Source organism: Oceanicaulis sp. MMSF_3324, assembly GCF_030733545.1.
Classification (GTDB): Bacteria; Pseudomonadota; Alphaproteobacteria; order Caulobacterales; family Maricaulaceae; genus Oceanicaulis.
The window spans coordinates 15,381-40,299 of record NZ_JASHIU010000002.1; the positions used below are offsets into that span (position 1 = coordinate 15,381).

Annotated in this window: 21 protein-coding genes; 6 read left to right on the forward strand and 15 right to left on the reverse strand. The window is 64.1% G+C overall.

Features of this window, described 5'->3' with window-relative positions:
• Positions 1-2: 2 nt before the first annotated feature.
• The 8 genes from RBA95_RS03355 to RBA95_RS03390 all read right to left on the reverse strand — a co-directional run bounded on the left by RBA95_RS03355 (position 3) and on the right by RBA95_RS03390 (position 8,205).
• Entirely contained in the window at positions 3-998 is a 996-nt protein-coding gene (locus tag RBA95_RS03355; protein ID WP_306015394.1) for a type II secretion system F family protein, read from the reverse strand.
• A 2-nt stretch (positions 999-1,000) separates the two neighbouring features.
• The gene (locus tag RBA95_RS03360; protein ID WP_306015395.1) at positions 1,001-2,536 is read right to left on the reverse strand and encodes a CpaF family protein; all 1,536 of its coding nucleotides are present in this window, start codon (positions 2,534-2,536) and stop codon (positions 1,001-1,003) included.
• Positions 2,537-2,545: 9 nt separating this feature from the next.
• On the reverse strand, positions 2,546-4,186 hold the full coding sequence (locus RBA95_RS03365; protein WP_306015396.1) for an AAA family ATPase: 1,641 nt from the start codon (positions 4,184-4,186) through the stop codon (positions 2,546-2,548).
• Between the two features lie 12 nt (positions 4,187-4,198).
• Positions 4,199-4,855 (reverse strand): CpaD family pilus assembly protein, encoded by a 657-nt coding sequence (locus RBA95_RS03370; RefSeq protein WP_306015397.1) that lies wholly within the window; start codon positions 4,853-4,855, stop codon positions 4,199-4,201.
• Positions 4,856-4,860: 5 nt separating this feature from the next.
• Complete coding sequence (locus RBA95_RS03375) at positions 4,861-6,450, reverse strand: type II and III secretion system protein family protein (RefSeq protein ID WP_306015398.1); 1,590 nt, start codon at positions 6,448-6,450, stop codon at positions 4,861-4,863.
• Positions 6,450-7,253, reverse strand: coding sequence for a Flp pilus assembly protein CpaB (gene cpaB / locus RBA95_RS03380; RefSeq protein WP_306015399.1), 804 nt, complete (start codon positions 7,251-7,253; stop codon positions 6,450-6,452). Before cpaB ends, RBA95_RS03375 begins: the two co-directional genes overlap by 1 nt.
• A 96-nt stretch (positions 7,254-7,349) precedes the next feature.
• Complete coding sequence (locus RBA95_RS03385) at positions 7,350-7,853, reverse strand: prepilin peptidase (RefSeq protein WP_306015400.1); 504 nt, start codon at positions 7,851-7,853, stop codon at positions 7,350-7,352.
• Positions 7,854-8,004: 151 nt separating this feature from the next.
• Complete coding sequence (locus RBA95_RS03390) at positions 8,005-8,205, reverse strand: Flp family type IVb pilin (RefSeq protein WP_306015401.1); 201 nt, start codon at positions 8,203-8,205, stop codon at positions 8,005-8,007.
• A 338-nt stretch (positions 8,206-8,543) separates the two neighbouring features.
• Between RBA95_RS03390 and RBA95_RS03395 the strand changes: the two genes are divergently transcribed.
• The 3 genes from RBA95_RS03395 to RBA95_RS03405 all read left to right on the forward strand — a co-directional run bounded on the left by RBA95_RS03395 (position 8,544) and on the right by RBA95_RS03405 (position 10,154).
• On the forward strand, positions 8,544-9,008 hold the full coding sequence (locus RBA95_RS03395) for a pilus assembly protein N-terminal domain-containing protein (protein ID WP_306015402.1): 465 nt from the start codon (positions 8,544-8,546) through the stop codon (positions 9,006-9,008).
• Between the two features lie 66 nt (positions 9,009-9,074).
• Positions 9,075-9,614: a TadE/TadG family type IV pilus assembly protein gene (locus RBA95_RS03400; protein WP_306015403.1), complete on the forward strand. Its 540-nt coding sequence runs from the start codon at positions 9,075-9,077 to the stop codon at positions 9,612-9,614.
• Between the two features lie 3 nt (positions 9,615-9,617).
• Positions 9,618-10,154 carry a TadE/TadG family type IV pilus assembly protein gene (locus tag RBA95_RS03405; RefSeq protein ID WP_306015404.1) on the forward strand — a complete coding sequence of 179 codons (537 nt, stop codon included), beginning with the start codon at positions 9,618-9,620 and terminating at the stop codon, positions 10,152-10,154.
• Here RBA95_RS03405 and RBA95_RS03410 read toward each other — a convergent pair.
• Genes RBA95_RS03410 through RBA95_RS03420 form a run of 3 tightly spaced genes read right to left on the reverse strand, consistent with a single transcriptional unit; the run spans position 10,151 to position 13,076 of the window.
• Positions 10,151-10,975, reverse strand: coding sequence for an aminotransferase class IV (locus tag RBA95_RS03410; RefSeq protein WP_306015405.1), 825 nt, complete (start codon positions 10,973-10,975; stop codon positions 10,151-10,153). The two genes, RBA95_RS03405 and RBA95_RS03410, sit on opposite strands and share 4 nt — an antisense overlap.
• A complete protein-coding gene (gene pabB, locus RBA95_RS03415) occupies positions 10,972-12,306 on the reverse strand; it encodes an aminodeoxychorismate synthase component I (protein ID WP_306015406.1) in 1,335 nt (444 codons plus the stop codon). Before pabB ends, RBA95_RS03410 begins: the two co-directional genes overlap by 4 nt.
• On the reverse strand, positions 12,303-13,076 hold the full coding sequence (locus tag RBA95_RS03420; RefSeq protein WP_306015407.1) for a tyrosine-protein phosphatase: 774 nt from the start codon (positions 13,074-13,076) through the stop codon (positions 12,303-12,305). Before RBA95_RS03420 ends, pabB begins: the two co-directional genes overlap by 4 nt.
• Before the next feature lie 114 nt (positions 13,077-13,190).
• Between RBA95_RS03420 and RBA95_RS03425 the strand changes: the two genes are divergently transcribed.
• Positions 13,191-15,251, forward strand: a complete 2,061-nt coding sequence (locus RBA95_RS03425; protein ID WP_306015408.1) for a bifunctional diguanylate cyclase/phosphodiesterase — start codon at positions 13,191-13,193, stop codon at positions 15,249-15,251.
• Between the two features lie 3 nt (positions 15,252-15,254).
• Here the strand turns inward: RBA95_RS03425 and RBA95_RS03430 are convergent, their stop codons facing one another.
• The 3 genes from RBA95_RS03430 to RBA95_RS03440 form a co-directional block, all read right to left on the reverse strand.
• Positions 15,255-16,757 carry an AMP nucleosidase gene (locus tag RBA95_RS03430; RefSeq protein WP_306015409.1) on the reverse strand — a complete coding sequence of 501 codons (1,503 nt, stop codon included), beginning with the start codon at positions 16,755-16,757 and terminating at the stop codon, positions 15,255-15,257.
• Positions 16,758-16,760: 3 nt separating this feature from the next.
• The gene (locus RBA95_RS03435; RefSeq protein WP_306015410.1) at positions 16,761-16,976 is read right to left on the reverse strand and encodes an AMP nucleosidase; all 216 of its coding nucleotides are present in this window, start codon (positions 16,974-16,976) and stop codon (positions 16,761-16,763) included.
• A gap of 102 nt (positions 16,977-17,078) precedes the next feature.
• Positions 17,079-18,380: an ectonucleotide pyrophosphatase/phosphodiesterase gene (locus RBA95_RS03440; RefSeq protein ID WP_306015411.1), complete on the reverse strand. Its 1,302-nt coding sequence runs from the start codon at positions 18,378-18,380 to the stop codon at positions 17,079-17,081.
• 146 nt (positions 18,381-18,526) lie between these two features.
• Here RBA95_RS03440 and RBA95_RS03445 point away from each other — a divergent pair, with 146 nt between their 5' ends.
• Both RBA95_RS03445 and RBA95_RS03450 read left to right on the forward strand, forming a co-directional pair.
• Positions 18,527-21,121: a bifunctional aspartate kinase/diaminopimelate decarboxylase gene (locus RBA95_RS03445; protein ID WP_306015412.1), complete on the forward strand. Its 2,595-nt coding sequence runs from the start codon at positions 18,527-18,529 to the stop codon at positions 21,119-21,121.
• Positions 21,122-21,667: 546 nt separating this feature from the next.
• The gene (locus RBA95_RS03450; protein WP_306015413.1) at positions 21,668-23,023 is read left to right on the forward strand and encodes a serine hydrolase; all 1,356 of its coding nucleotides are present in this window, start codon (positions 21,668-21,670) and stop codon (positions 23,021-23,023) included.
• A 179-nt stretch (positions 23,024-23,202) separates the two neighbouring features.
• Here the strand turns inward: RBA95_RS03450 and RBA95_RS03455 are convergent, their stop codons facing one another.
• Entirely contained in the window at positions 23,203-24,810 is a 1,608-nt protein-coding gene (locus RBA95_RS03455) for an alkaline phosphatase (protein WP_306015414.1), read from the reverse strand.
• Positions 24,811-24,919 lie beyond the last annotated feature (109 nt).

The window sequence follows — 24,919 nt, forward strand, 5'->3', positions numbered from 1 at the left end:
CCCTACATCTTGAAATTGATCATGCCGCGCATGACCAGGATGCCGGTGAGCATCCACACGCCCCCGCCCAGCAGCAGGAAATGCCCGGTGGGCGTGGTCAGGAGCGGCGTCATGTAGTCAGGCGACATGATGGACACCATCACGCCCACGCCCGGCGGCAGCGAGCCGATTATCCAGGCGGACGCCTTGGCCTCGGACGACAGGGCGCCGACCTTCTCGCGCATCATCTTGCGCGCGCGCAGGACGGCGGAAAGGTTGTTGAGCGCTTCGGCGAGATTACCGCCGGTCTTTTGCTGGATCGCCAGAACGGTCGTGAAGAAGGACAGTTCGGGCAAGGGCATGCGGCGATGCATGCGGCGCATGCCTTCTTCCACATCGACCCCGACGGCGAGCCCTTCCACCAGAAGCTGGAACTCCTGCTTCACCGGCGCCTCGCCCTCCTGGGCGATGATCTTCAGCGTCTCATTGAGCGGCAGGCCGGATTTGACGCCGCGCACGATGATGTCGAGCGCATCGGCGAAGTTCTCGGTGAACTTCTTCTGACGACTCTTGCGCATCATGCTCAGCACCCAGCGCGGCAGACCCAGCCCCGCAATGAAGGCGGCGGCGATCGCGAACAGGATGTTGAGCCCGGCGATGACGATCGCAAAGGCGGCGAGGAACCCCAGAATGGCGGAAAACATCCAGAACTGAACCGGTCCGGTCTTGAACAGCCCCGCCTGATCCAACCGCGCGCGCAAGGTCAGCGACTTCTTGCGCTCGGCTTTCTGGCTGCTCTCAAGCTCCTTGAGCCCTTCCTGGATCTGGCGGCGCTTCTGGGCGGCGCTGTCGACCGGCGCGCCGCGTCGGCGCGGGCTCTGCACGGGCCCGCCCACAGCGCCTTCCAGACGCGCCTTGCGCGACTTTTCCTCGCTTGAGCCGACAAAGACCCAGCCAATGCCCGCCACGGCGAGAAAGGCGCATCCGGCGGCCACGAAGAGGGCGAGATCGGGCGTCATGGCTAGGCCTCCGATGCGTCGAGCGCGGCGGCCAGCTGGGCGTCCAGACCGAAGTAACGGGCCCGCTCCCAGAAGTTCGGACGGGCAATGCCGGTGGAGACGTGACGACCGGCGATGTCGCCGTTCTCGTCTTCGCCGGTGATCTCGTACAGGAACAGGTCCTGGGTGATGATCACATCGCCTTCCATGCCCAGCACTTCGGTGATGTGGGTGATCTTGCGCGAGCCGTCGCGCAGGCGCGCCGCCTGCACGATCACGTCGATCGAACCCGAAATCATTTCGCGAATGGTCTTGGTGGGCAGGTTGTAGCCGCCCATGGTGATCATGGATTCAATCCGCGACAGCGCTTCGCGCGGAGAGTTGGCGTGCAGCGTGCCCATGGAGCCGTCATGGCCCGTGTTCATTGCCTGCAACAGGTCAAACGCTTCCGAGCCGCGCACCTCGCCCACGATGATCCGTTCAGGACGCATCCGCAGACAGTTCTTCACCAGGTCGCGCATGGTGACCTGGCCCTGCCCTTCGAGGTTGGGCGGACGGGTTTCAAGGCGCACCACATGCGGCTGTTGCAGCTGAAGCTCGGCGGCGTCTTCACAAGTGATGACGCGCTCATCCTCACCGATGAACCCGGTCAGACAGTTCAGGAGCGTCGTCTTGCCCGAGCCCGTACCGCCTGAAATCAGGACATTGGCGCGGCAGGCGCCGATGATTTCGAGGATGCGGGCGCCTTCGGGCGAGATCGAGCCGAACTCCACAAGGTTCTGGAGCTTGAGCTTGTCCTTCTTGAATTTCCGGATGGTCAGGGTGGGACCGTCCAGCGCCAGCGGCGGCGCGATCACGTTCACCCGGCTGCCATCAGCGAGACGCGCGTCACAGATCGGCGAGCTTTCATCTACGCGCCGGCCCACCTGGGACACGATGCGCTGGCAGATATTCATCAGCTGGCCGTTGTCGCGGAACCGGATATTGGTCTTCTGGACCTTGCCCTTCACCTCGATGAACACATCGCCCGCGCCATTGACCATGATGTCGGCGATATCGTCACGTTCCAGCAAGGGTTCGAGCGGGCCATAGCCCAGAACGTCGTTGCAGATGTCCTGGAGCAGCTGTTCCTGCTCGGCGATGGACATGGCCACATTCTTGATCGAGATGATCTCGGTGACGATGTCGCGGATCTCGTCGCGGGCGGTCTCATTGTCCAGACGCGCCAGCTGGCCCAGATCGATCGTGTCGATCAGGGCGTTGAAGATGGTCGTCTTGACCGCATAGTACTCCGCCGACCGCTCCGTCCCGATCGAGGCGACCTGGGCGGCGGGTTTGGCCTTGATCGGCGCGGAGGCCGCCGGTTTGGGCTTGGGCGTCCTCGAAGCGGGTATCACAGGCGCTTCGGCCGCAGCGGGCTTGGGCGAAGACGCGGGGCTGGGCGCAGGCGTCCGCGGCTTGGTCGCCACACCGCCGGAACCGCCCTGTGCAGGGCGCGGAGCGCTGCCCCCGAACTGGCGGGGCGGGTTTTGCGGACCTGTGGGACGCTTTCCGAACATCGCCGAGCGTTAGCCTTTGCCGAGGAGTGAGCCGAACAGAGATTTGCGCCGCGGCGCCGCGGGCGCGCGCCCGGTCAGCTGGGCGGCGAGATGTGCAAAGCCGTCAGACGCCTTGGACTTGGCGTCCACCTCAGCGATCATCTGGCCGTTATTGGCCGCCTTGCCGAAGAGCGCCGGTTCAAACGGCAGCACCAGAGCCGGCGCCGCGCCCAGAGCATCCGAGAAATCCTTGAGCGGGATATCGGGCTTTTTCGGGCAACCGGCCATGTTCACCACCACCTTGGGCGGCTCGTCATTGGGCCGGGCGTTCTGCACCAGATCAAACAGGTTCTTGGCGTTGCGCAAGCTCGCAAGATCGGGCGTCACGGTGACCACGACCTGATCCGCGCTCAGAAGCGTATGGCGCACCCAGGGGCTCCAGGCGTGCGGCAGGTCGAGCGCAATGAAGGGCGCCTGGCGGCGCACCTTGTCGAGCACCGTTTCGAAGGCATCGGGCTGGAAATCCCAGTCGCGCTCCAGCGTGGCGGGCGCGGAGAACAGGCTCAGCCGCTCGGTGCAGCGCACCAGCAGGCGGTCCAGGAGCGCATCATCCAGACGGTCAGGCTCTTCCAGCGCTTGCGCGATGGTCTGGGCCGGGTCCTGATTGAAATCCAGCCCCGCCGTGCCGAAGGACAGATCAAGATCGACCAGCACCGCGTCAGAACGCAGGCCCTCTGTCATCTGCCAGGCGACATTATGGGCGATCGTGGAGGAGCCCACCCCGCCCTTGGCGCCGATAAAGGCGATCGAGCGGCCCGCAAACGGCGCTTCGGGATCCAGGAACAGCCCCGAGATCGTCGAGATCAGGTGCAGGGGCGTCATTGGCGGCACGAGATATTCGCTGACGCCGCGCTTCATCAGCTCGCGATACAGGGTGATGTCATTGGCCGCGCCGATGATGATCACCTTGGTGTCGCCGTCACACACAGCCGCCAGGTCTTCGAGCTGCTGGAACAGCTCCCGCCCGCGCATGCCGGTCTCAAGGATCAGCAGTTCGGGCGTGCTTTCATCGTGAAAGCGCTCGATCGCGGCGGACAGACCGCCCAGCTCGACCGTGACATGGGTGCGCGCCATGCGCCGGTCATCCGCGGCGTGATGGATCAGGCGGCCCGTTTCGGGGCTTTCGCAAAAGGCGTGAATGGCGATCCGCGGCACGGGCTGGTTCAGCAGCGATTCATCGGGCGCGCTGACCGCGGCGATTTCACCGCTCATCCCGCCCGACGCCAGCGGCGTGGTCAGGGGCAGCGTATCATCTTCCCCGAACGGATCGGGTTCGCGGGCGACCGGTTCAGCGGGCTGGGCCGCCGGACGCATCGGCGTGGCCGGTTCATAGCCGCCGAAATCATCATCGTACTCGGAGTCACGATTGGCGTCCGCCAGTCGCGCCCCGAACGGGCGCGCACCGGGCGCATCAGGCAGCGGCGCGTCATCAACATCGCCAAATCCATCATCCTCACCCAGAAGGCGGCGCTCTATGCTTTCAGCGCCATGGAACGGATCATCGTCGGACGCCGCTTCAAGCGGCTCCGCTGGCGTGTACGCATCGTCGGAGACAAACTCGTCCGCGGCGTCAAAGGCGTTATCATCAAAGGCGTCAGCGGTGCGGTTCATAGCCATACCCTGTTAATTGCCGACCGAAGAGCTGACTGCGCCGCTCTCCCGATCGGAACGCTGGCTGGCGGTGCTTTCGCCTTGCCGGTAGTTATCAAGAACGGTCTGACGGCGACCGGTGTCGGGGCCGTCCATCGTGCGCGGCGCCACAAGATCACGCGGATCCGCGACCATGTTGGCGAGATTGTTCGCCGTGGCGCAGCCGAAACGCGGCCAGTTCTCATTGGCGCGCACATTGGCCATGTCGTTCCAGCGCGTGTCGCACTCGGGCGCGATCGCCTGATAGCGGGTGAAGGAGAAGATGACCGGCGCGCTGGTCCGACCGCCGGCTTCATAGGCGCCGCCCGCAATCTGACGCCAGTCCAGGCCCGCCGCATAAAGTTGGGTCCGGGCCTCGGCGATGGCGCTGATGGCGGCGTCCGCATTGCCCGCATTCTGGGGATAGGAAATCACCAGCGGGCCATGACCGCGCGCCTTGTATTCTGTGGCGACAGCATTGATGACGTCGATCTGGTTCCAGGTCAGCCCGTTATCACGCGCGCTGACATCCATGCTGACGCGCACGGTTTCCGGGGCCGCCGTCGCACGCGGCAGGGGCTGGGGCGCAGAGGCGCAGCCTGCAAGGGTCAGAGCGCTCAGGGCCAGAAGGGCTTTGAAGACATGGTTCATCTTAGCTACTCCAGCACAAAGCCGATCGGACCCGACCAGCCGCGGTTTTCAACCTGCGCGCCCGGCGCGGCGTAAACCCGGTTCAGCCGGCCCAGGAAAGCGCCCGCCGCCACGGACGACACGGCGAAGCCTTCGGCCGGGCTTTCCACGTCATCAGGATTGAGCGGGTCGACCAGATACGGGGTGATCACCACCACCAGCTCGGTTTCATTGTTGGCGAAATCACGTGAGCGGAAGAGCGAGCCCAAGACCGGCATGCGCTCGATGCCGGGCACGCTGTCCATCGCCTGTCGCGTCTCTTCGCGGATCAGACCGGCGATGACCATGGACCCGCCCGAAGGCAGCTCGACCGTGGTCTCCGCCCGGTTCACCGACAAGGCCGGAATGGTCACGCCGGGCACAGTCCCGGTGACATTTCCCTGGTCATCGGTGGTGACGGACTGGCTCAGTGAAATCGCGCCCTCATTGGACAACTCTGACACTTCCGTGGACACCCGCAACGAGATCCGGCCTTCCGACATCACGACCGGGGTAAAGCCCAGGCCCACGCCGAAGGGTTTGAATTCGATGGTGACATTGCCGTCGCGGTCACGCCCGACGGGAACCGGGAACTCCCCGCCCGCCAGGAATTGCGCCGGCTCGCCCGATATGGCGGTGATGTTCGGCTCGGCCAGCGTCCGCACCAGCCCCACGCGCTCGAGCGCGTTCAGGGTCGCCGAAACCGAGCTTTGCAGAACACCGTCGACAAGGTTTTGCGTGCCCAGCGAGCCGGTCAGCCCGCCCAGCGCGGCGCCGGCGACGCCAAACGCGTTGGAGGTGCCCCAGCTGCTCGAATTCTGGAAACGGCCCTGCTGATAGACCTCGTAAATCGGCGCACCGAACTGGTTGAGCAAAGGTTCGCCCCGGTCATTGGTGGCCGGGGTGCGCACGGTCGGCGTGAACTCGCCAAACGCCTGCTCGCCGCTGAGATTGACGCCCAGCTGACGCACCAGCGTGCGCTCCATTTCCACGATCCGAACCTGAAGCGTGACCTGGTCGCGCCCCTCGATCGTCAGGAAGGAGACAACCTGTTCAGGATTGTCCACCCAGCGCTGCGCCACCTGCAGGGCGGTATCCGCCGCAGCGGCCGAAGGCACCTGGCCGGAGAGCACGATATTGGCGTTCATGCTTTCAGCCTGAATGCGACCCTCGGGCACAAACCGGTCAAGCGCGTCCTGCAACGCGGCAATATCGCGTTCGACCCGAACATTGAGATCCAGGATCAGCCCGCCATCAGCGTCAAAGAAGAAGATATTCGTCCGACCAACCATCTGGCCCAGCACGAAGGCGCGACGCGTGGTGCGCACAACCGCACTGGCGACCTCATCATTGGCGATGACCACATCGGCGGCGTCGTCGGGCAGATGAATGACCGCGGCCTGTCCCAGCGGCAGTTGCAGGCTTTCAGACGCCGGGCCCTGGCCGGGCTCGCGGATATGGACCTGCAGCGTGTTGTTGGCCTCGGTGCGACCGCCCGACAATTGAGCCTGGGCGGGGGAGACGCACAAAACCGCCAGAGCGGCGGCGAGACCGAAAATATGTGAGACACGGACCATTACGGCGTCCCTCCCAGCGCAACGCGCTGTTCTGCGCCATACCGGATGATCCGCACTTCCCGACGGGGGCCCGGATCCTCCGAAGTCTCCCCTTCGCTCAGGCGCGGTCCGCCATCGCGATCAGCCACCGAGCGCAGGGCCAGAACGATGTCGCCTTCCGCGACACCCAGCGCCACCGACCGGGTCTGCCCCGGAGTCAGCTCCAGGGTTGCGGTCGAGCCGAGCACCACGCTCTCGCCGTCATCCACATAGGTCTGGTCAATGGCGAGAACTCGCACATTTTCAACAAGCAGTTCAGAAATATAGCCCATGTCGCGGGCCGAGGTCGTCACCAGCACATCCACCCGGTCATTGGGCAGGATAAAGCCACCCGCGCCGGATTCCGCCGAAATCGGCACGGCGACAGCGCGCATGCCCGGATCAATGACCGCCGCCATGAAGCCCGCTTCGCCCGGCTGGACCAGCTTGCCCGGAAGGATCGGCTCGCCTTCGACAAAGGCGGCGCGCGTCACGGCGCCGCTCATCTCGTCCATGGCGCCCGGACGCATGTCACGTGTGACGAAGGCCGGCATGACGGCTTCGACGGGCCAGTCCGCCCAGCGGAAATCAGCGCCCGTAACTCGCGAAGACGGGCTCATGTCCCGGGCCGCCACCAGCACCTGAGCGACTTCCGGCTCTGCGGCCTGTTCGGCGACGACCGGGGCCGGCGCCGGCGCAGGTTGCATCGCGCCGCGCACGAAGACAGCGGCGAAGACCGCCGCCAGCGCAGCGACTGCAAGCACGATCAAGCGGAGAGCATTCATCTCGGACCCCAAAACCCTTTTGCGCACAAGGCGTCAGCAGGCATCAGAGCCGATAATTCTCAAGGCCGCGTTAATGCACGGTGATCAGGAGATTAACTAACTTGTGTAGGCCGCGAACATTTGCGCCTGGGGCAGCACCAGCAAGGCCCCTGCCGCGATGGCGATGGCGTAGGGCACGGGCGCGCCCTGGGCGAGCGCCGTGGCGCCCAGCCGGTCAGACGAAATCGGAAGCAGGGTCGCCACCTGGCGCAAAACCACCAGGATCACCGCCAACACGCCGCCCGCCGCCACAGCGATCAGCAGGAAGGCCAGCGCATCGGGCCAGCCGAACCAGAGCGCGCCGGCCGCCAGCAGCTTGACGTCTCCGCCGCCAACCCAGCCCGGCGCCCAGAGCGCCATGCCGAGCGCCAGCACGCCGATCCCCGCCAGCAGCGACAAACCCGCGCCGGTCCAGCCCAGCCCCAGAAACGGCGCCGCCAGCACCCAGCCCGCGATCATCACGCCGGGAACCCAGTTGGGGATGGTGAAACTGCGCACATCGTACCAGACCGCGCACAGCATCAGGAAAACAAAGCCCAGAAGAGCAATATTGGAAATCATGGCCGACGCCCGCATCCGTCACATCAATGCGCGGACCCTAGGCGGTCATGCTTAAGGCTTTTCAAACAACGCACAGATCCCTGCAAATGCAGAAAGGCCGCCCCTTCCAGGACGGCCTTTCAACTCGATCAGCGTCGATTGGCGCAGACGATTAGGTGCCGCTGCCGCCGGAACCGGCGCTGTTGGCGGTCGAGAGCTGGGTCCCGACATTGCTGAAGGTGGTGCTGAGGTTGGTGCCCAGCGTGGTGACAGCCGTGATGATCACGACCGCGATGAGCGCAGCAATCAGACCGTATTCGATCGCAGTAGCGCCAGACTCATCTTTCAGAAAGCGCGAAACCAGGTTTTTCATCCCATCCACTCCGTTTGGTTTTATCAGACCCAGGATCACGGCTCTTCCCTGCCCCGTCCTGAATGCAGGGTGAGTTAAACCCGAAGACGATTTAAACCGGGTAAAAATCCATGCTTTATTTTGTGTAAACGACCACTTTCTGAAATATGCTAAATAGAACGTAAATGAATTTATATTTGATCACGCTATGTAAACAGGTGTTCTCAATTCGCAAAGATCAAATATCAGCCCTTTTGCAAGCGCGACTGCCCCAGTCCTCCAGACCCTGGCTGGCTGTTTAGGTTTCCTTCACGGGCGAGGTCCATCATGCGGGCGTCCTACTAACAAAGAGGCCTGTCATGGGTTTTCGCACGTTCTGCATCGCAATCGTCATGGCGCTTGGCCTGGGCGCGGCCCAGGCGAGAGACTTTGTCGTCACCGCGGACCAGGCGGGCCTGATCCGTCTGCCGGGCGACGCAGCGGGCGTCATTGTGGGCAATCCGGGCATTGCCGACGCCATGCTCTATGACTCGCGGACGCTCTTTGTCACCGGCAAGGTCTTCGGGCGCACCAATCTGATCGTGCTCGATGGCGCCGGCCGCGTGCTGTACACCTCTGACCTCGTGGTCTCGCAACCGGATTCAGGCACGGTGCAGGTCTTCCGCAACTCGGATCGGCCCGAAACCTATGTGTGCGCGCCGACCTGTCAGGCCATTCCCCAGATTGGCGACGAGATGAGCTGGTTCGATGAGGTCGACCAGCAACGCATCTCCGCCCGCGCCGGCGCCCGTGATGGCGCAACTGCGGATGTGGGCCCGAATTAACCGTATGGTTTCATCGCGCATTAAGCGCTTTGTGTCAGTGTGATCCTTCATATTGAGGGTCGCATCATGCCGTTCAGGCCGATGATCAAAACAGCATCACACCGGTTCATTCGTGCACGCGAAGGCGCTGCAGCGGTCGAGTTCTCCTTGATCGCCGCGCCCTTCTTCCTGTTGATCTTCGCCACGCTGGAAGTCGCCCTCTTCTTTCTGGGCTCCACCATTATCGAAAACGGCGTGAATGAAGCCGCGCGCTCCATCCGGACCGGCCAGCTGCAGCAATCAAGTCAGTCGGTCGAGGATTTCAGAAGCTCGATCTGCGAACGCATCAGCTCGATCGCCGATTGCAGCCGCATCCAGCTGGATGTGCGCACCTTCGAGTCCTTCTCCGAAAGCACATCCATGGACTATCCGCTGGATGAGAACGGCGACATCGACAACAGCGATTTCACCTTCGATCCGGGCGGCGGCGGCGATGTGGTTGTGGTGCGCGTCTTCTATGACTGGCAGCTTCTGGCGCCGGGCGTGGTGTCGGGCATGACGAATATGAGCGGCAACAAGCGCCTGATCACGGCGACCTCCGTGTTCCGCAACGAGCCCTTCGAGTAAGCCATGCGTCAGGTGTTTCGTCTCTTCACGGCCCTCAAGCGCGACCGGCGCGGTGTTTCCGCGGTGGAGTTCGCCTTGCTCGCGCCGTTCATGATCGCGCTCTATCTGGGCTCGGTGCAGCTGACGCTGGGGCTGACCGCAGACCGCAAGGTCTCCCAGGTCGCCAACTCGGTCGCCGACCTTGTGACCCAGGACGACTTCGTCACCGATTCCGATCTGGTGGACATCTATGCGGCGGCGGACGCCATCCTGAACCCGTTTGATCCGGAGCCGCTGGCCCTGCGCATCACCTCGGTGCGCATGGACGCGGAAGGCGAAGTCTTCGTGGACTGGAGCGAGGGGGACGGCATGACCCCGCATGACACCGACAGTCTGCCCGATCTGCCTGAAGGCCTGATGGCGCCCATGAACTCGATCATCATGGTGGAAGCCACCTACCGCTTCTCCACCAATCTGGGCGAGCTGACCAAAACGCCGATCACCCTGTCCGACACGGCCTATCTGCGCCCGCGGCGCGGTCCGTGGGTGCGGCGCGGCTAGGCTGCCGCTTCGCACACGGCCCGGAACAGCGCCAGATCCGCGTCCGGCGGCGTCATGGCGTCACCATCCACAGACACGATCGGGGTCAGCCCCATGACCGCATTGGTGACAAAGCCCCAATCCGCCGTTTCGAGGGCGCTTGGGGCGTACTCGCCCTCGCACACCTCGACGCGCTGCTCGCGAAGGGCGTCAAGCAACGCGGCGCGGGCTGTCCCCGGCAGGCAACCGCATGACAGGGCCGGCGTGAACACGGTCCCGCCCCTCACCCAGAACAGATTGGCGCTATCCGCGCTCGACAGATGGCCGTCACTGGACAGGACCAGGGCGATATCGGCGCCCGCGCGTTGCGCCGTACGCCGCGCGCCCAACATGTCGGCATAGCCGGTCAGCTTATGCTGGCTTGAGAGGTTGCGCCCATCCCGGCGCGCATCCGGGACAATGCGCGCGCTCAGCGTTTTTGGCCGGTCCGGCAGGGGGCGCGCGGTGATCAGCACGGTTGGCGACACAGCGCCTGTCGCCTGCATGCCGCCCCCCATCGCCCCGCGTGATACGGTGAGCCGCACCACGGCGCGCTTCAGCCCCAGGCTCTGGCAGAGCGTCTGAGCTCCGTGCTCAAGCTCTGCTGCGTCTAAGCGGGGGATGTCCAGTGCCTGCAAGGCCCGGTCAAGGCGCGCCCTGTGCCGGGGCCAGCGCCGGATCTCTCCGCGCTGACACGCCATGGTTTCAAATGCGCCATCGCCCAGAAGGAAGCCGCGATCGGCTGGATCGATGCGCGCCTCATCGGCTTGGACCAGCGCGCCGTTGAGCCAGACCTGCGTCATGCATCACCCTCCAGAGCCGCGCGCAGCGCCGCCGCCTTGTGACGGGTCTCATCGAGTTCGGCCTGCGGCTCGGAATCTATGGTGATCGCCCCGCCCGACCGCACCTCCACGTCCCAGCCCTCGTCCGCGCGAGCGAAGCTGGCCGTCCGGATCATCACGTTCAGATCGCACGCCCCGTCCGCGCCCAGCCATCCCAGCGACCCGCAATAGGCGCCCCGGCTTTGCTGTTCGAGTTCGGCGATGATCTCCATGGCGCGCACTTTCGGCGCGCCTGTGATCGAACCGGGCGGGAAGGTCGCGCCGATCAGGTCAAACACCGTGCACTCGGAAGCCAGCTCACCAGTCACGGTCGAGACCAGGTGATGGACATTGGCGTAGCTCTCCACGCTGAACAGCTCGGGCGTTTTCACACTGCCCGGCCGGCAGACCCGCGCCAGATCATTGCGCATCAGATCGACGATCATCAGGTTCTCTGCCCGGTCCTTGAGCGAGGCTGCCAGCGCCTGGGCTTCGTCATTGTCGCGCTCCGGATCGGCACGGCGCGGCCGCGTGCCCTTGATCGGTCGCGTCTCCACCTCGCCTTTCGAGGAGACCTGCAAGAACCGTTCAGGCGAATTGGTCAGCACCACCTGATCCGCGTTGAGCCGGAAATAGGCGGAGAAAGCGGCGGGACTGTTCCGGGTGAGCCGCTCGAACACGCTCAACGGCGCCGCGCGCCCGCCCACATGCCCCGTGAAGGCGTGAGACAGATTGACCTGGAAGATATCGCCCGCAGCGATGTAGTCGCGCGCGCGCTCCACAGCCTGAAGATACTGGCGGTCCAGCCAGGCCTGGCTCAGCGTGCCCTGGCTGGTTTGCTCCAGCTTGGAACCGGGCGCATCCAGACAGGCCAGACGCTCGACAAGCCTTTGGGCCGCCGCACGCTCGCCCAGGGCCTGCACGGTCCGGTCGTGATGGTCAAACTCCAGCACCGCCCCATACCAGCCCATCGCCACTGCCGGGCAAGCCGCCAGCCCCGGCTCTAATACCGGCACGCGTTCAAACGCCTGCCCCAGATCATAGCCGAGCAAACCCGCATAACCGCCCGAAAACCCGCCTTCGCCTGTGGCGTCAGACGGGCGAAACCCATCGCGCAGGCGTTCAAATGCCTGCGCAGGATCGCTCTCTTCAATCGTGAATTCGGGGAAGGCGCACAGATAACTCTTGCGGCCCCAGGACTGGCCACCTCCGCCTTGCAGCAAGAGCGTATAGGGCTCGGTGTCAAAGGCGCGCAACGCCCGAACCGGCTCAACCCAGTCCAGGCTCTGCGCCCCCGTCTGGCGCCGGCTCACGAGGTTTTAAGCCGCTCGTGCAATTGCGCGATCACGGCCTCGCTCAAACCCAGCTCATTGCGCAGATACCCGGTGACGTCGCCCATGGCGTCAAAGGCGGTCGCCAGATAGCCATCCTCCACACCCAGAAAGGCGCGGATTTCCCGGTCACCCACATCCCGGCCCATGCCGTCGCGAATACGCTTGGCGAACCGGGGCGCCAGCTCATCATAGTCCACGGCCGTATTGGTCATCAGATAGTCTTCGCGCACCGCTTCGGGATCCACGCCCAGCTCGGTCAGCAGCAGGGCGCAGAAAATGCCCGTCCGGTCCTTGCCCGCCGCGCAATGAACGACAAAGCCGTCCTCGTCTTCGGCCTTCGCGAGCGCTTCAAAGCCCGCCTTGAACACCGCCTTGTTGCCCGGATCAAAGGGCAAACGGCGATAGGTTTCCGTCATGAAGCCGCGAATATTGTCCAGCGTCAGATCGCTTTCACGCAAAAAGGCCAGATGCGGCGGCTCGGCATGCCCGGCATGATCGGAGCTCAGAATGGTCACCGCATCATGATCGGTCCAGTGAGACGGCTCCAACTCGCGCTCCTTGGGGCGGCGCAAATCGGCGACATAGCGGATGTTCAGGCCATTGAGGGTCTGCACGTCCTCATCGGTCACGCGCGAGAACTGTCCGGACCGGTACAGGCGGTCACGCACCTTCCCGCCGGACTTGAGCGGATAAGCGCCGAAATGGCGGAAATTATAAACACCGTCGAGGGGGAGAACGCGATCTGTCATGTGGCTGAATTAGAACCGAATAGTTTTATGAGCAAGGGATACGGCGAAAAGCTACGAGCATAAGCGCCAATTAAGACTGTAGCGCTACGGCTGTCTCTCCTTAAGGAGAAACCTTTGCGCGTACTCAGCTGTCTCGCTTTCGAGCACCATTTCCCAAGCGTCCTGCTAGCCGGGCTGGTCTGTGTGATCAGTTGCCTGCTCAGCATGCGCCTGCAACGGCGCAGCGAGGACACGGACAGCCTGACCCAGGTCGCCTGGCTGGTGGTCACCGCCACCTGCCTGAGCGCCGGCATCTGGTCGACGCATTTCATCGCCATGCTGGGCTATCGCCCCGCCGCGAGCGTTAGCTTGCAACTGGAAGAAACCGCCCTGTCCGCCCTGATCATCATGTGCGGCGCCCTGGTGGGCTGCTATCTGGCGACCTTGCGCTTCGTCTTCGCCAAGGCGCTCGCCGGCGTTGTCATCGGCCTGTCCGTCACCGGCATGCACTATGCGGGCATGATGGCCTACCATCTGGACGCCGTGGTGATCTGGGATGCGCGATATGTCCTGGCCTCGGTGATCTTCGCCGTATTCTTTGGCGTCTTCGCCTTCGAGGCGTCCGACCGGTTCGACACCGGCTGGAAAAAACTCATCCCCGGCGGCCTTCTGGCGCTAGGCGTGGTCTCCCTGCACTTTACCGGCATGGGCGCAATGACCGTCGTCTCCCTGGGCGGCGCGGAAGGGCTCGACTCCATCACCTTCCAGATTCTGGCGCTGACCACCGCCATCACCACGCTTGTGGTGGTGGGCGCTGGCGGCGCCGGTTATGCCGTCGAGGCCAGCCTGCGCGAGCGCACGGACCGCCATCTGCGTCATCTGGCCCTGCATGATGTGGTGACCGACCTGCCCAACCGGGCTTACTTCACCGCGCTGGTCGAGCAAGCCATCCAGGATCGCAAGACCCATAAGCTCGCGGTCCTCGTCATTGATCTCAATCGCTTCAAGGAGATCAATGATGTCTGGGGCCATCAGGCAGGCGACGCCGTTCTGTGCGATATCGCCGAACGCTTGCGCAGTCATGAACGCCCCGGCGGCTTCGCCGCACGGCTGGGCGGGGATGAGTTCGGCATCGTATTCCCGGTGGATGACGAAGCAGAGCTGGCCCGAGAGCTCAAGCTCATTGAATCGCTCTTCATGACGCCCGTGCGCCATGCCGACTTTGAAATCGTCACCAGCGGGAGCCTGGGCGTGGCGGTCTATCCCGAGGACGGGCGCGATTGCGAAACCCTGATGCGCAACGCCGATCTGGCCATGTACAAGGCCAAGACCGACCCCATAAACCGCATCCAGCATTATGAGCATGCGCTGGGCGAAGCGGTTCGCCTGCGCCGCGAGCTGGCCCAGGACCTGCGCACCGCGCTCGAAACCGGCGAGCTGCGCATGTTCTACCAACCGCAGATCGACCTGAAGTCCGGAGAGGTGTGCGGGTATGAAGCCCTGGTGCGCTGGCCGCATCCGGAACGGGGCATGATTTCACCGGCCGAGTTCGTTCCGCTGGCGGAAGCGAACGGCCTGATCGGGCGGCTGGGCGACTGGGTCCTGGAAACGACCTGTCAGGAAGTGGCGCAGTGGTCGGGCTCTCCCAAGGTGGCGATCAATCTGTCCGCCATCCAGCTCAATGACCCGCAACTGGTCAACAAGGTGCTCCAGGCCATGGTGGCCACCGGTATGAGCCCCAGCCAGCTCGAGATCGAGCTGACCGAAACCGCGCTGATCCATGATCTGGGACAGTCGCTGAACGTGCTGCGCCGGATCAAGGCGCTGGGCGTATCCATGGCGCTGGATGATTTCGGCACCGGCTATTCCGCGCTCGAAACCCTGCGCCGTTTCCCGTTCGACAAGATCAAGCTCGACAAGGGCTTCACCGACGGCCTGTCCGATGGCGGACGCTCCAAGGCCGTCATCAGCGCGGTGGTGACGCTGGCCCGCAATCTGGACGTCCCCGTGCTGGCGGAGGGCGTTGAGACGAGCGACCAGCTGGACGCCTTGAACATGATCGGATGCGAGCAGGCCCAGGGTTATCTGATCGGTCGTCCGGCCCCCAGCGAGAACGGTCAGCCGCCTCAGGTTCTGGACGTGATGTGGCGGCCGGGAAACCCGACCGCCACATACTCGACCGGACTGACCGGCTAGACCCTAGCGGAAGGGCGGTTCGTCAAAGCTTCTGAGCTTGCGCGAATGCAGCGCATCCGCGCCCTGCCGCTTGAGGATTTCCACCGCCTCGATCCCCGCCGCCAGGTGCTCTGACACTGACTTGGCGTAAAACCGGTTGGCGGCGCCGGGCAGTTTCAGCTCGCCGTGAAGCGGCTTGTCGGACACGCACAACAGCGTGCCATAGGGCACACGCAGGCGGAAGCCGTTCGCGGCGATGGTGGCGCTTTCCATGTCCACGGCGATGGAACGGGACTGATTGATGCGCCGCGCTTCCTGAGTGTAGCGCAGCTCCCAGTTCCGGTCGGCGTAGGTCACCACGGTGCCGGTGCGCAGACGGCGCTTGAGCTCGTCGGCGTCATCACCGCTGACGCTTTCCACCGCCTCTTGCAGGGCGACCTGGATCTCGGCGATCGGCGGGATCGGAATCTCCACCGGCAGATCGCGATCGAGCACGCTGTCATAGCGCAGATAGGCGTGCGCCAGCACGTAATCGCCCAGACGCTGGGAATGGCGCAGACCGCCGCAATGGCCGATCATCATCCAGCATTCCGGTCGCAATACGGCCAGATGGTCAGTGATGTTCTTGGCGTTGGACGGGCCGACCCCGATATTGACCAGCGTGATGCCCCGGCCATCCTTGGCCTTGAGGTGATAGGCCGGCATCTGGAAGCGCCGCCAGGGCGCCGCGCTGATCTCGCCCACCGGGTCTTCGGTATTGGCGTCCACATTGACGAAGCCGGCGGCCGACAGCGCCACGTAATCGGTGCTGTCATCCTTCACCTGCTCCACCGCCCAGTCCACGAACGCATCCACATAGCGATGGTAGTTGGTGAACAGGATGAAGGGCTGCACATCCTCATAGGGCGTGCCGGTATAATGGCGGATGCGCTGCAACGAATAATCGGTGCGCACCGCGTCAAACAGGCTTAGCGGGCGAGGACGGCCCGGCATTGAGGGACGCTCGCCATTGGGCAGCGCGTCATCAATGCCCGCCAGATCCGCATAAGGAAAGTGGCGCACCAGCTCCGCGGGGGAGGCCGCATCCATATCCAGATCATCGGCGCCGTCGAGCACATAGGAGAACGGGATCTCCTGCACCGACAAGCCGGTCTCGATCTTCACCGGATAGGTGTCGGACAGAAGCTCGATCTGCTCGACCAGATAACGGCGGAACTCTTCGGGATGAGTGATCGTCTGTTCATAGACGCCCGCTTCGGAGAACTTGCCGAAGGCGCGGCTGACCGGCGGCACGGCGCCGTCCGGCTGGTAGATGATGCGCAGGGCCGGATAGGCGAAGGCGCCGGCGAAACGATCCGCCTCGGACGGCGGCGGGCCGCCATCGAGATAGATCTTCAACTCGTCGCGCAGCGCCTTGACCGAGGCCTCGAACAGGACGCACAGCCGGTCGACCGCCTCGGAGGCGGAACCGGCGCGCTTGAACGTCTTCTCGACCGCTTCGTGGGACACGATATCGGTATCGCCCAAAGCCTAGTCCTCTCGCTTGACGAAGGTCACGGTGAACAGCGGTTCGCCGTCGAACACCGGGTCGGTCTTGCCGTCCTCGTCAATCATCTGGAAGGCGGTGGGCTCGATGCGGCCTTCCATGCGGTAGCCGCGTTCAGCCATGCGACCGCGATGAAATTCGAGGGCCGCCGCTGAAAACGTCTTGGCCAGGAAGGTGATGCGATGCGGTTCGTCTGCCATGGCGGCCTCCTTTGAAACTCTTGTGCGCGCGGAGCGCGGTCCTAAGTCGTACCGCTATCTCCGCGCGCTTCCAAGCCGGGATGACCGTCTGAAGCGAGGCTTTTACTGCGCCGGGCAGCGACCGTCCGTCACACGCGCCACCACTTCGGGGTCGCCATCGGTCTGAGCGGGCTCCAGCCCCAGGGCGCAGGCGATCATCAGATAGACGTTGACGTTCTCGAACGGCGCCACCTCGCCAATCCCGTCAAAACGGGGCCCGGCGGCCACGAAAGTGGCGCCCATCACAGGGTCCATATTGTCATAGCCATGGTTGCCCGGAATGATCCGGCGCGGCGATTGCTCGAGGCTCGGCGCCACGATGGACCAGCCCGCTTCGGCCACCACCAGAAGATCGGGACCGCGGGTCGGGTGGTCGAGATGGTAGTGCGCCGGCATCTCGTGCGCCTTGTAGGCCACCACATGCGCATTGCCGGACCCGTTGATGGCCTCGTAAGCGTCATCAATGGCGGCCTCGTCGCCCTCTTCGGAGAACAGGAAGATGTAAGGATGCGCGCCGGCGCCCCAGCGGCCCTCCATGTGCGGCGAGTACACGCGATCAAAATCGATCCACTCATCCACCGCCACGATGCGCTCGTCAGACAGCTGGGCCATGCCATGGTCGGACACGATGATGATGTTGGTGGTCTCCAGAAGGCCCCGGTCGCGCAATCCCTCGACCAGCTGTCCCACATAGCCGTCCACTTCGGCGACGGCTTCGGCGACCGCCGCGTTCTCAGGCCCATTGCGGTGGGCCACGCTGTCCACGCGGTCAAAATAGACCGCCGCCAGACGCGGCGCCTCCTCGGCCGGCGCATCATACCAGGCCAGCACCTCGTCCACGCGCTCCTGATAGGGCTTGTCGTGCTGATAGGGCGTCCAGATCGACGGACGCAGCCCGTCATGCTCCACTTCCGAGCCCAGCCAGAACATGATCGCGCTGGTCAGGCCCTCACGCTCGGCGGTAGTCCAGATCGGCTCGCCCTGCCACCAGAACGGGTCCTGGGCCGACATCGGATTGACGAACCCGGTTTCCGCCTCCCGGTCATAGGGCGCGTTCTCGGTCATGCCGTGGTTCTCAGGATAGAGCCCGGTGGCGATGGAATAGAAATTCACGAAGGTCTTCGATGGCATGACCGGGATCATGCGTTCGGCCTCCACGCCGCGGTCAGCCAGCGCCTCCAGATACGGCGCGTCATACAGATCCAGAAAATCGTGACGCACCCCGTCCAGACCGATCATCAGAACCCGCTCGGGCTGTTCGCTGGACGCCGTTACGGGCGCGACGGGCGCGTCCGACACGCTGGCGCAGCTCGCCAAAGCCAGCGCACTGCACGCCGCAATAGTATAGACAAAAGACCGAAACATGACGCATCCCCATGCGATGACTGGAAATTTCAAGCTCGCCCTAGCCCATGCCGCACCCGGGGTAAAGTGAACACCGCGAATGAAAACTTTCGCACTGCAACATGGCGCGCTATGGGATCGGCCTTCTTGTAATTCTGGACGATCCGATGACTGATCAAACCCCTCACGCCAACCGTGTCTGGACTGTTTTGAAATTCGGCGGCACCTCCGTGGCCAAGCCGGAAAACTGGGCTGTAATCGCAAAACTTGCGAAGGCCCGGCTCAAACAGGACAAACCGGGCGGCAAGGTGCTGATCGTCCATTCCGCGCTTTCGGGCGTGTCGAACCGGCTCGAAGCCCTGCCCGACCTGGCGCTCAAGGGCGATGTCAGCCCGGAGATCGCCGCCATCAAGGCGGTCCATCTCGATTTCGCCGAGAGTGCGCTGCTCGATGGCGCGACGCTGCTGGCCGAACCGTTTGAAATCCTCGACCGTCTCGCGGCCGGCATTGCGCTGGTGCGTGAAGCCAGCCCGCGCGTGCGCGCCGAATTACTCGCCCTGGGCGAACAGATGGCGAGCCGTCTGGGCATGGAGCGCCTGCGTCAGGAAGGGCTGAGCCCGGTTTTCCTCGATGCCCGGGACGCCCTGAAGGCCGCGTCCGACAGCGCTGACCCCAGCGGCTATCTGTCCAATTCGGTGATCGACGGCGCGGATCCTGAGCTGCAGGCGCAGCTTGGCCATGCTGAGCTGGTGCTGACCCAGGGTTTCATCGCCCGCAACAGCCGCGACGAAACCGTCCTGTTGGGCCGCGGCGGATCGGACACCTCGGCGGCGTATTTCGCCAACAAGCTCGAAGCGAAGAAGCTCGAGATCTGGACCGATGTGCCCGGCCTGTTCAGTGCCGATCCGCGCCTCACCGAAGGCGCGCGCCTGTTGCAGGCCCTGTCCTATGACGAGGCGCAGGAAATCGCGACCATGGGCGGCAAGGTGCTGCATCCGCGCTGCATCGGCCCGGCCCGCCGCGCCAATGTGCCCGTGGAAGTGCGCTCCACCCTGCGGCCGGATCTGGCGGGCACCCTGATCACCGCCAAGCCCGGCGATGACGCGCCCCAGCTCAAGGCCGTGTCGGTCAAGTCCGGCGTGCGCATTGTCGCCATGGAAGGCGCGGGCATGTGGCGTCAGGCCGGTTTCCTCGCCGATGTCTTCGCCTGCTTCAAGGAGTGCGGCGTGTCGGTGGACCTGGTCTCCACCTCCGAGACCAATGTCACGGTCAGCCTCGACCCCGATCCCAGCCTCGATCAGGCGCGACTGGACGCCCTGCGCGCCCGGCTCGAACGCTTCTGCCGGGTGAAGATCATGGATGATGGCGCCGCGGTGTCTTTGGTGGGCTATGGCGTGCGTCGCATCCTGCACAAGCTGGCCCCGGCGCTGGAAATGTTCCAGGACAAGCCGATCCGGCTCGTCAGCCAGGCCGCCAATGATCTCAACTTCACCGTCGTCGTGGACGCCAGCGAGGGCCGCGCCCTCGCCGCGCGCCTGCATGAAGAGCTGATCGCCCCCGCCCCGGCCGGTCCCGTCTTCGGGCCCAGCTGGGCGGAGCTGAACGAGACCGCCTCCAGCACGCCGGCCCGGCCCGATCCGTGGTGGGTCACCAAGCGCGAGCAACTCATCGAGATCGCCCCGCAAACCGGCGGGCGTTATGTCTATGACCGCGACACGATCAAGGCGCGCGCGGCCGCCGTGGCCAATATCAAGAGCGTCAATCGCGCCTTCTACGCCATGAAGGCCAACCCGCATCCCGAAGTCCTCAAGACCATTTTCGAAGCGGGTCTGGGCTTTGAGTGCGTCTCGCCGGGCGAGCTGATGCGGCTCAAGGACACCTTCCCCGATCTGGATCCCAAGAAGGTGCTGTTCACGCCCAATTTCGCCGCGCGCCATGAATACGCCGCCGCCATCCAGCTGGGCACCAACCTGACCATTGACGGTCTGCACCCGCTCGTCGAATGGCCCGAGCTATTCAAGGGCGCCGAGGTCATCCTGCGCATCAATCCCGACCGCCCGCGCGGCCACCACCAGCATGTGCAGACCGCCGGACCCAAGGCCAAGTTCGGCATTCCGCTCGATCAGCTCGACGCCGCGCGCGAGGCCGCCGACAAGGCGGGCGCCACGGTCATCGGTCTGCACGCCCATGCCGGCTCCGGCGTGGTTGAGGCCGGCCATTGGCGCGAGATCGGCGCCATTCTGGCCCGCGCCGCTGAAGACTTTTCCGACATCCGCATCCTCAATGTGGGCGGCGGCCTCGGCGTGCCCGAAAGCGCCGAAGCGCCCGCGCTGGATCTCGCTCTGGTGGATGCCGAGCTCGCCAAGCTCAAGCAGGCCCTGCCCGATTACGAGATCTGGATGGAGCCGGGCCGTTATCCGGTCGCCGAATCCGGCGTGCTGCTCTCCGCGGTCACACAGGTCAAACACGCCTTCGGCACGCGTTTCATTGGCCTCGGGACCGGCATGAACTCACTGATCCGCCCGGCGCTCTACGGCGCCCGCCATGAGATCGTGAACCTGTCGCGCTATGACGCGGACGGCACGGGCATGGCGTCCATCGTCGGCCCGATCTGCGAAAGCGCGGACCTTCTGGGCGCAGACCGTCTGATGCCGGACACGACCGAAGGCGATGTCATCGCCATCGCCGAAGCCGGCGCCTATGGCGCGGTCATGTCCAGCCGCTACAATCTGCGCGAACCGGCGGATGAAGTGGTGATTTAGGGGGGGACAAAACCCCTCTTCCCCGGCGCAGGCCGGGGCCCAGAGCCGCAGATGCGGCGTGCTATGATCTCTGGATCCCGGCCTACACCGGGAAAGAGGACATGAAAAAGCCCCGGTCACATCGACCGGGGCTTTGTCGTTTCGGAGACGACCTAGAGCGGCCGTGCTTCCGCCCTGGTACAAAAGAACACGTCGAACCAAACTCCTTGCCTATCTTTCAAAACCGCTCACTTGACACAGTGTAAAGTTCCGGTATTTTGCGCCCTCTTAGATAGCGCATCAGCCGGCTTCTTGTGACGTGTCGCCGCCTGCGACACAGAGGATTGAGCGCGTCTTCCGCCGACTGATATCAACCACAGAGGGAGTTTCCATTTGTCCGCTTTTTTGACCCGAATAGCGAAAGGCCTTGGCCTGTCCGCCGCTGTCACGACATGTCTTCTGTCCGCTCCCAGCTTTGCGCAATCTGATCCTGCCAGTTTTGCCGACAAGCTGCGGCCACGCGTCTGGATTGGCGACGCGGAAGAGCACTATTCTCTCGACCAACGCATGGTCGACTATGGCGTGCCGGGTGTGGCCGTCGCCATCATTGAGAATGGGGAAGTCGTTTTCGCCTCGGGATATGGCGTGCGACAGTCCGGGACGACGGACCCGGTTGATGCTGACACGGTGTTTTCAACGGCGTCCATCAGCAAGGTCGCAACGGCGAGCCTCGTACTGAGGCTTGCACACGCAGGCGCCCTCGAGCTGGACGCCCCTGTCGCCATCCAGCTGGAGAGCTGGTCCCTGCCCGATTATCCCGAGTTTGACGAAGATCGCATTACCCTGCGCACGATCCTGTCGCATACATCCGGCTTTAATATGCACGGATTTCGAGACTTTCAGCCTGGCGGCGATCTGCCCTCGACGATCGATACGCTTGAAGGCCAAAGCCCGGCGGTGAACGACCCGCTCACACTCTTGTTCGAGCCCGGAACCGCGTACAAGTATTCCGGTGGCGGCTATACGCTCGCTCAACAGATTGTCGATGATGTCGATCCAGCAGCAGATTTCGATACGATCGCGAACACGCACCTGCTGGCGCCACTCGGCATGACCCGCAGCACCTTCACCAATCCGCTGCCGCCAGAACATGGCAATATCGCGATGGCCCATGGTCGAGACGGCACACCCGCCGCGCTACCACGCGGCTATGAGGCCTTCCCGGAGCGCGCAGCGGGGGGGCTTTGGGCAAGCGCGAATGACCTCGCAAGCCTGGTTGCCGGCCTTTTGGCCAGCTATCGGAGTGATGACGGCTTCCTGCCTCGCTCTGTGGCACAGGACATGATGACACCCGTATCGCCCAGCGAGCATGGGCTGGGGCCGCGAATCGAAGGGCGCGATGATCAGCTTTTATTTCACCATGGCGGCGTAAACGACTCCTATCACGCCTGGATCGAGGGGCATCTTGCGACCGGTGACGGCGTGGTCATTCTCACCAATGGCGCCAACGGCAATGGATTGATCACGGAAATCAGAAATGGGGTTGCCGATGCGATGAATTGGGAGATCAACGCGCCGATCCGGGTTCCCGAAATCGCCCTCTCCGCAGACCAGCTTTCGGACTATACCGGCTGGTACCGCGTCGACACCGACTTTCCCGACGCCTTGCGCCGCATCATGGTGCGTGGGCTCTTCGAGCAGCGCATTCACATTGAGACAGACGGCGAAAGGCTGACCCTGAACGTGGGCGACGATGACGGCGCGATCGCCCTGATCCCGCTCTCCACGAACCGGTTCTGGATCGAGGGATTCGGGTTACGCTTGGGCATTGCTGAACTGGAATTTCATCGCGATGCATACGGAGACACGCAGTCGGTCACCTTCCATTTGCCGAATGCCAGCTCTCACTATGTTCGCGACTAACAGCGTGCCGGGCCTTCGCTTTGCTCATCCCAGGGGCTTCAGTCTTCTCTTTCACGGCAGAAGCCGGGGCCCTGAGCCGGACAATCTCTTGATCCCGGCACTCGCCGGAAATGAGAGGGTGAAAAACACAAAGCCCCGGTCACATCGACCGGGGCTTTTCGTGTCAGGAAGGACGCGACCTAGTCGTCGTCTTCTTCATCGTCATCGTCATCATCATCGTCGTCATCCGCCTCGATCATCGCGGCGGTGGCGCTCCAGCCATAGGCGTGGGTGATGACGTGGTGGAGGGTGTTCTGCTCCATCGTGCCATCCACCAGATGCGCCCAGGGGCCGACGGCGTAAGCGATCACGTCTTCGCCCGAATGGGTTTCGGACCCCATGGGCACCGCCGCTTCCTGGCGATAGTTCGGGTCCATGACGATGGCGTCGGTCAGCGGTTCGGCATCCTCGCCACGCGGGCGCAGCGGGCCGCCATTATGATAGCCGAGCGTGGTGTAGGGACGTCCATCCGCCGCCGGCAGCGGCGGGGTGTCCGCATCGCTCAGGTTCGGCGCGGGCGGGCGCACCAGCCCGAGGATCGGATTGCCTCGGCGCGGATAGCCCGCAATGGTGAAGACATGGCCGTGGTCGGCGGTCACGAGGATCAGCGTCTCGTCGAGATCCACCATGGATTCCGCCGTCGCGACGGCTTCAGCCATAGCCAGCGCGTCATTGAGCGCGCGGGCGGCGTTGGCGCCATGGTGGGCGTGGTCGATGCGGCCGCCCTCAACCAGCAGGTAATAGCCGTCCTCATTGTTGGACAGGCGCTCGATGGCGAATTCGGTCAGCTCCGCCAGCGACGGCTCCTCGGCCGGATCCCGGTCGAGCTCATAGCTGAGATGGGAGTTGGTGAAGAGGCCTAGCACCGGCGCGTCATCGTCCGCGTCCAGCGCGTCGAACCCGGCGCGGTCAGCCACATAGACGCCGCCCAGATCGGTCCATTCCGCGGTCAGATCGCGATCCTGGCGCTGGCCGCCCTGATCGGCGGTGACAAAGGCCGCACGACCGCCCCCGAGCGCCAGGTCCAGACCATCGCCATAGGCGCCCGAGCGCGTGCCGATCAGCTGAGCGGCGATATCGGTGCAGCCCGCTTCCACGGCGGCGGCGGGCAAGGACACATCGCTTTCCCAGCCGCGATCGGTAACGTGAGCGTAGGTGGTGGCCGGGGTGGCGTGGGTCAGGCGCGCCGACGACACGATGCCGGTGGCGAGACCGCGTTCCTCGGCCATTTCCACCAGGGTTTGCGGCACCGGGCCGCCCTGGCAGGGCTCGAGCATGTCACGGGCATAGACCGAGATCGCGCCCGAATGGGTTTTGACGCCGGTATGGATGGCGGACGCAGTGGCGGCGCTGTCGGGCACCTGGGCGTTTTCAGAATAGGTCTTGATCAGCGCGGAATGGCCCCAGCGCTCGAACGGCAGATAATTCTCTTCCCCGCTCATGCCCTGGTTCTGACCGTCAAGGATGCGCGAGGCGACGATGGTGCTGAGGTTCAGCCCGTCACCGACAAAGACGATCACATTGCGAGCGCGCCCTTCGCGCTGCGGTCGGCTAAGGCGGGCCAGGATCTCGTCCTGGGCCTGCGTGCGCCAGCCTGCGCCCGGGCCCTCAAATTGCGCCGGCGCGGCGGTCGTCTGGGCCGGCGCGTCATCGCGTCCGCTCCAGTCGGCATCGGATTGGGCGGTGACGGTCTGGCAGGCGCACAACGATAAGGCGCTTGCAGAAAACAGGGCGGCGCGGAAGAACATGGTTGATCCCTTCTCTGACACTGGTGAGGGTTTAGCGCGGGACTGTGACAGATCAAAGCATCTGTCCTGCCTTCCATGCGTTATAAACGGTGAACCCGGAGTCCTCGGA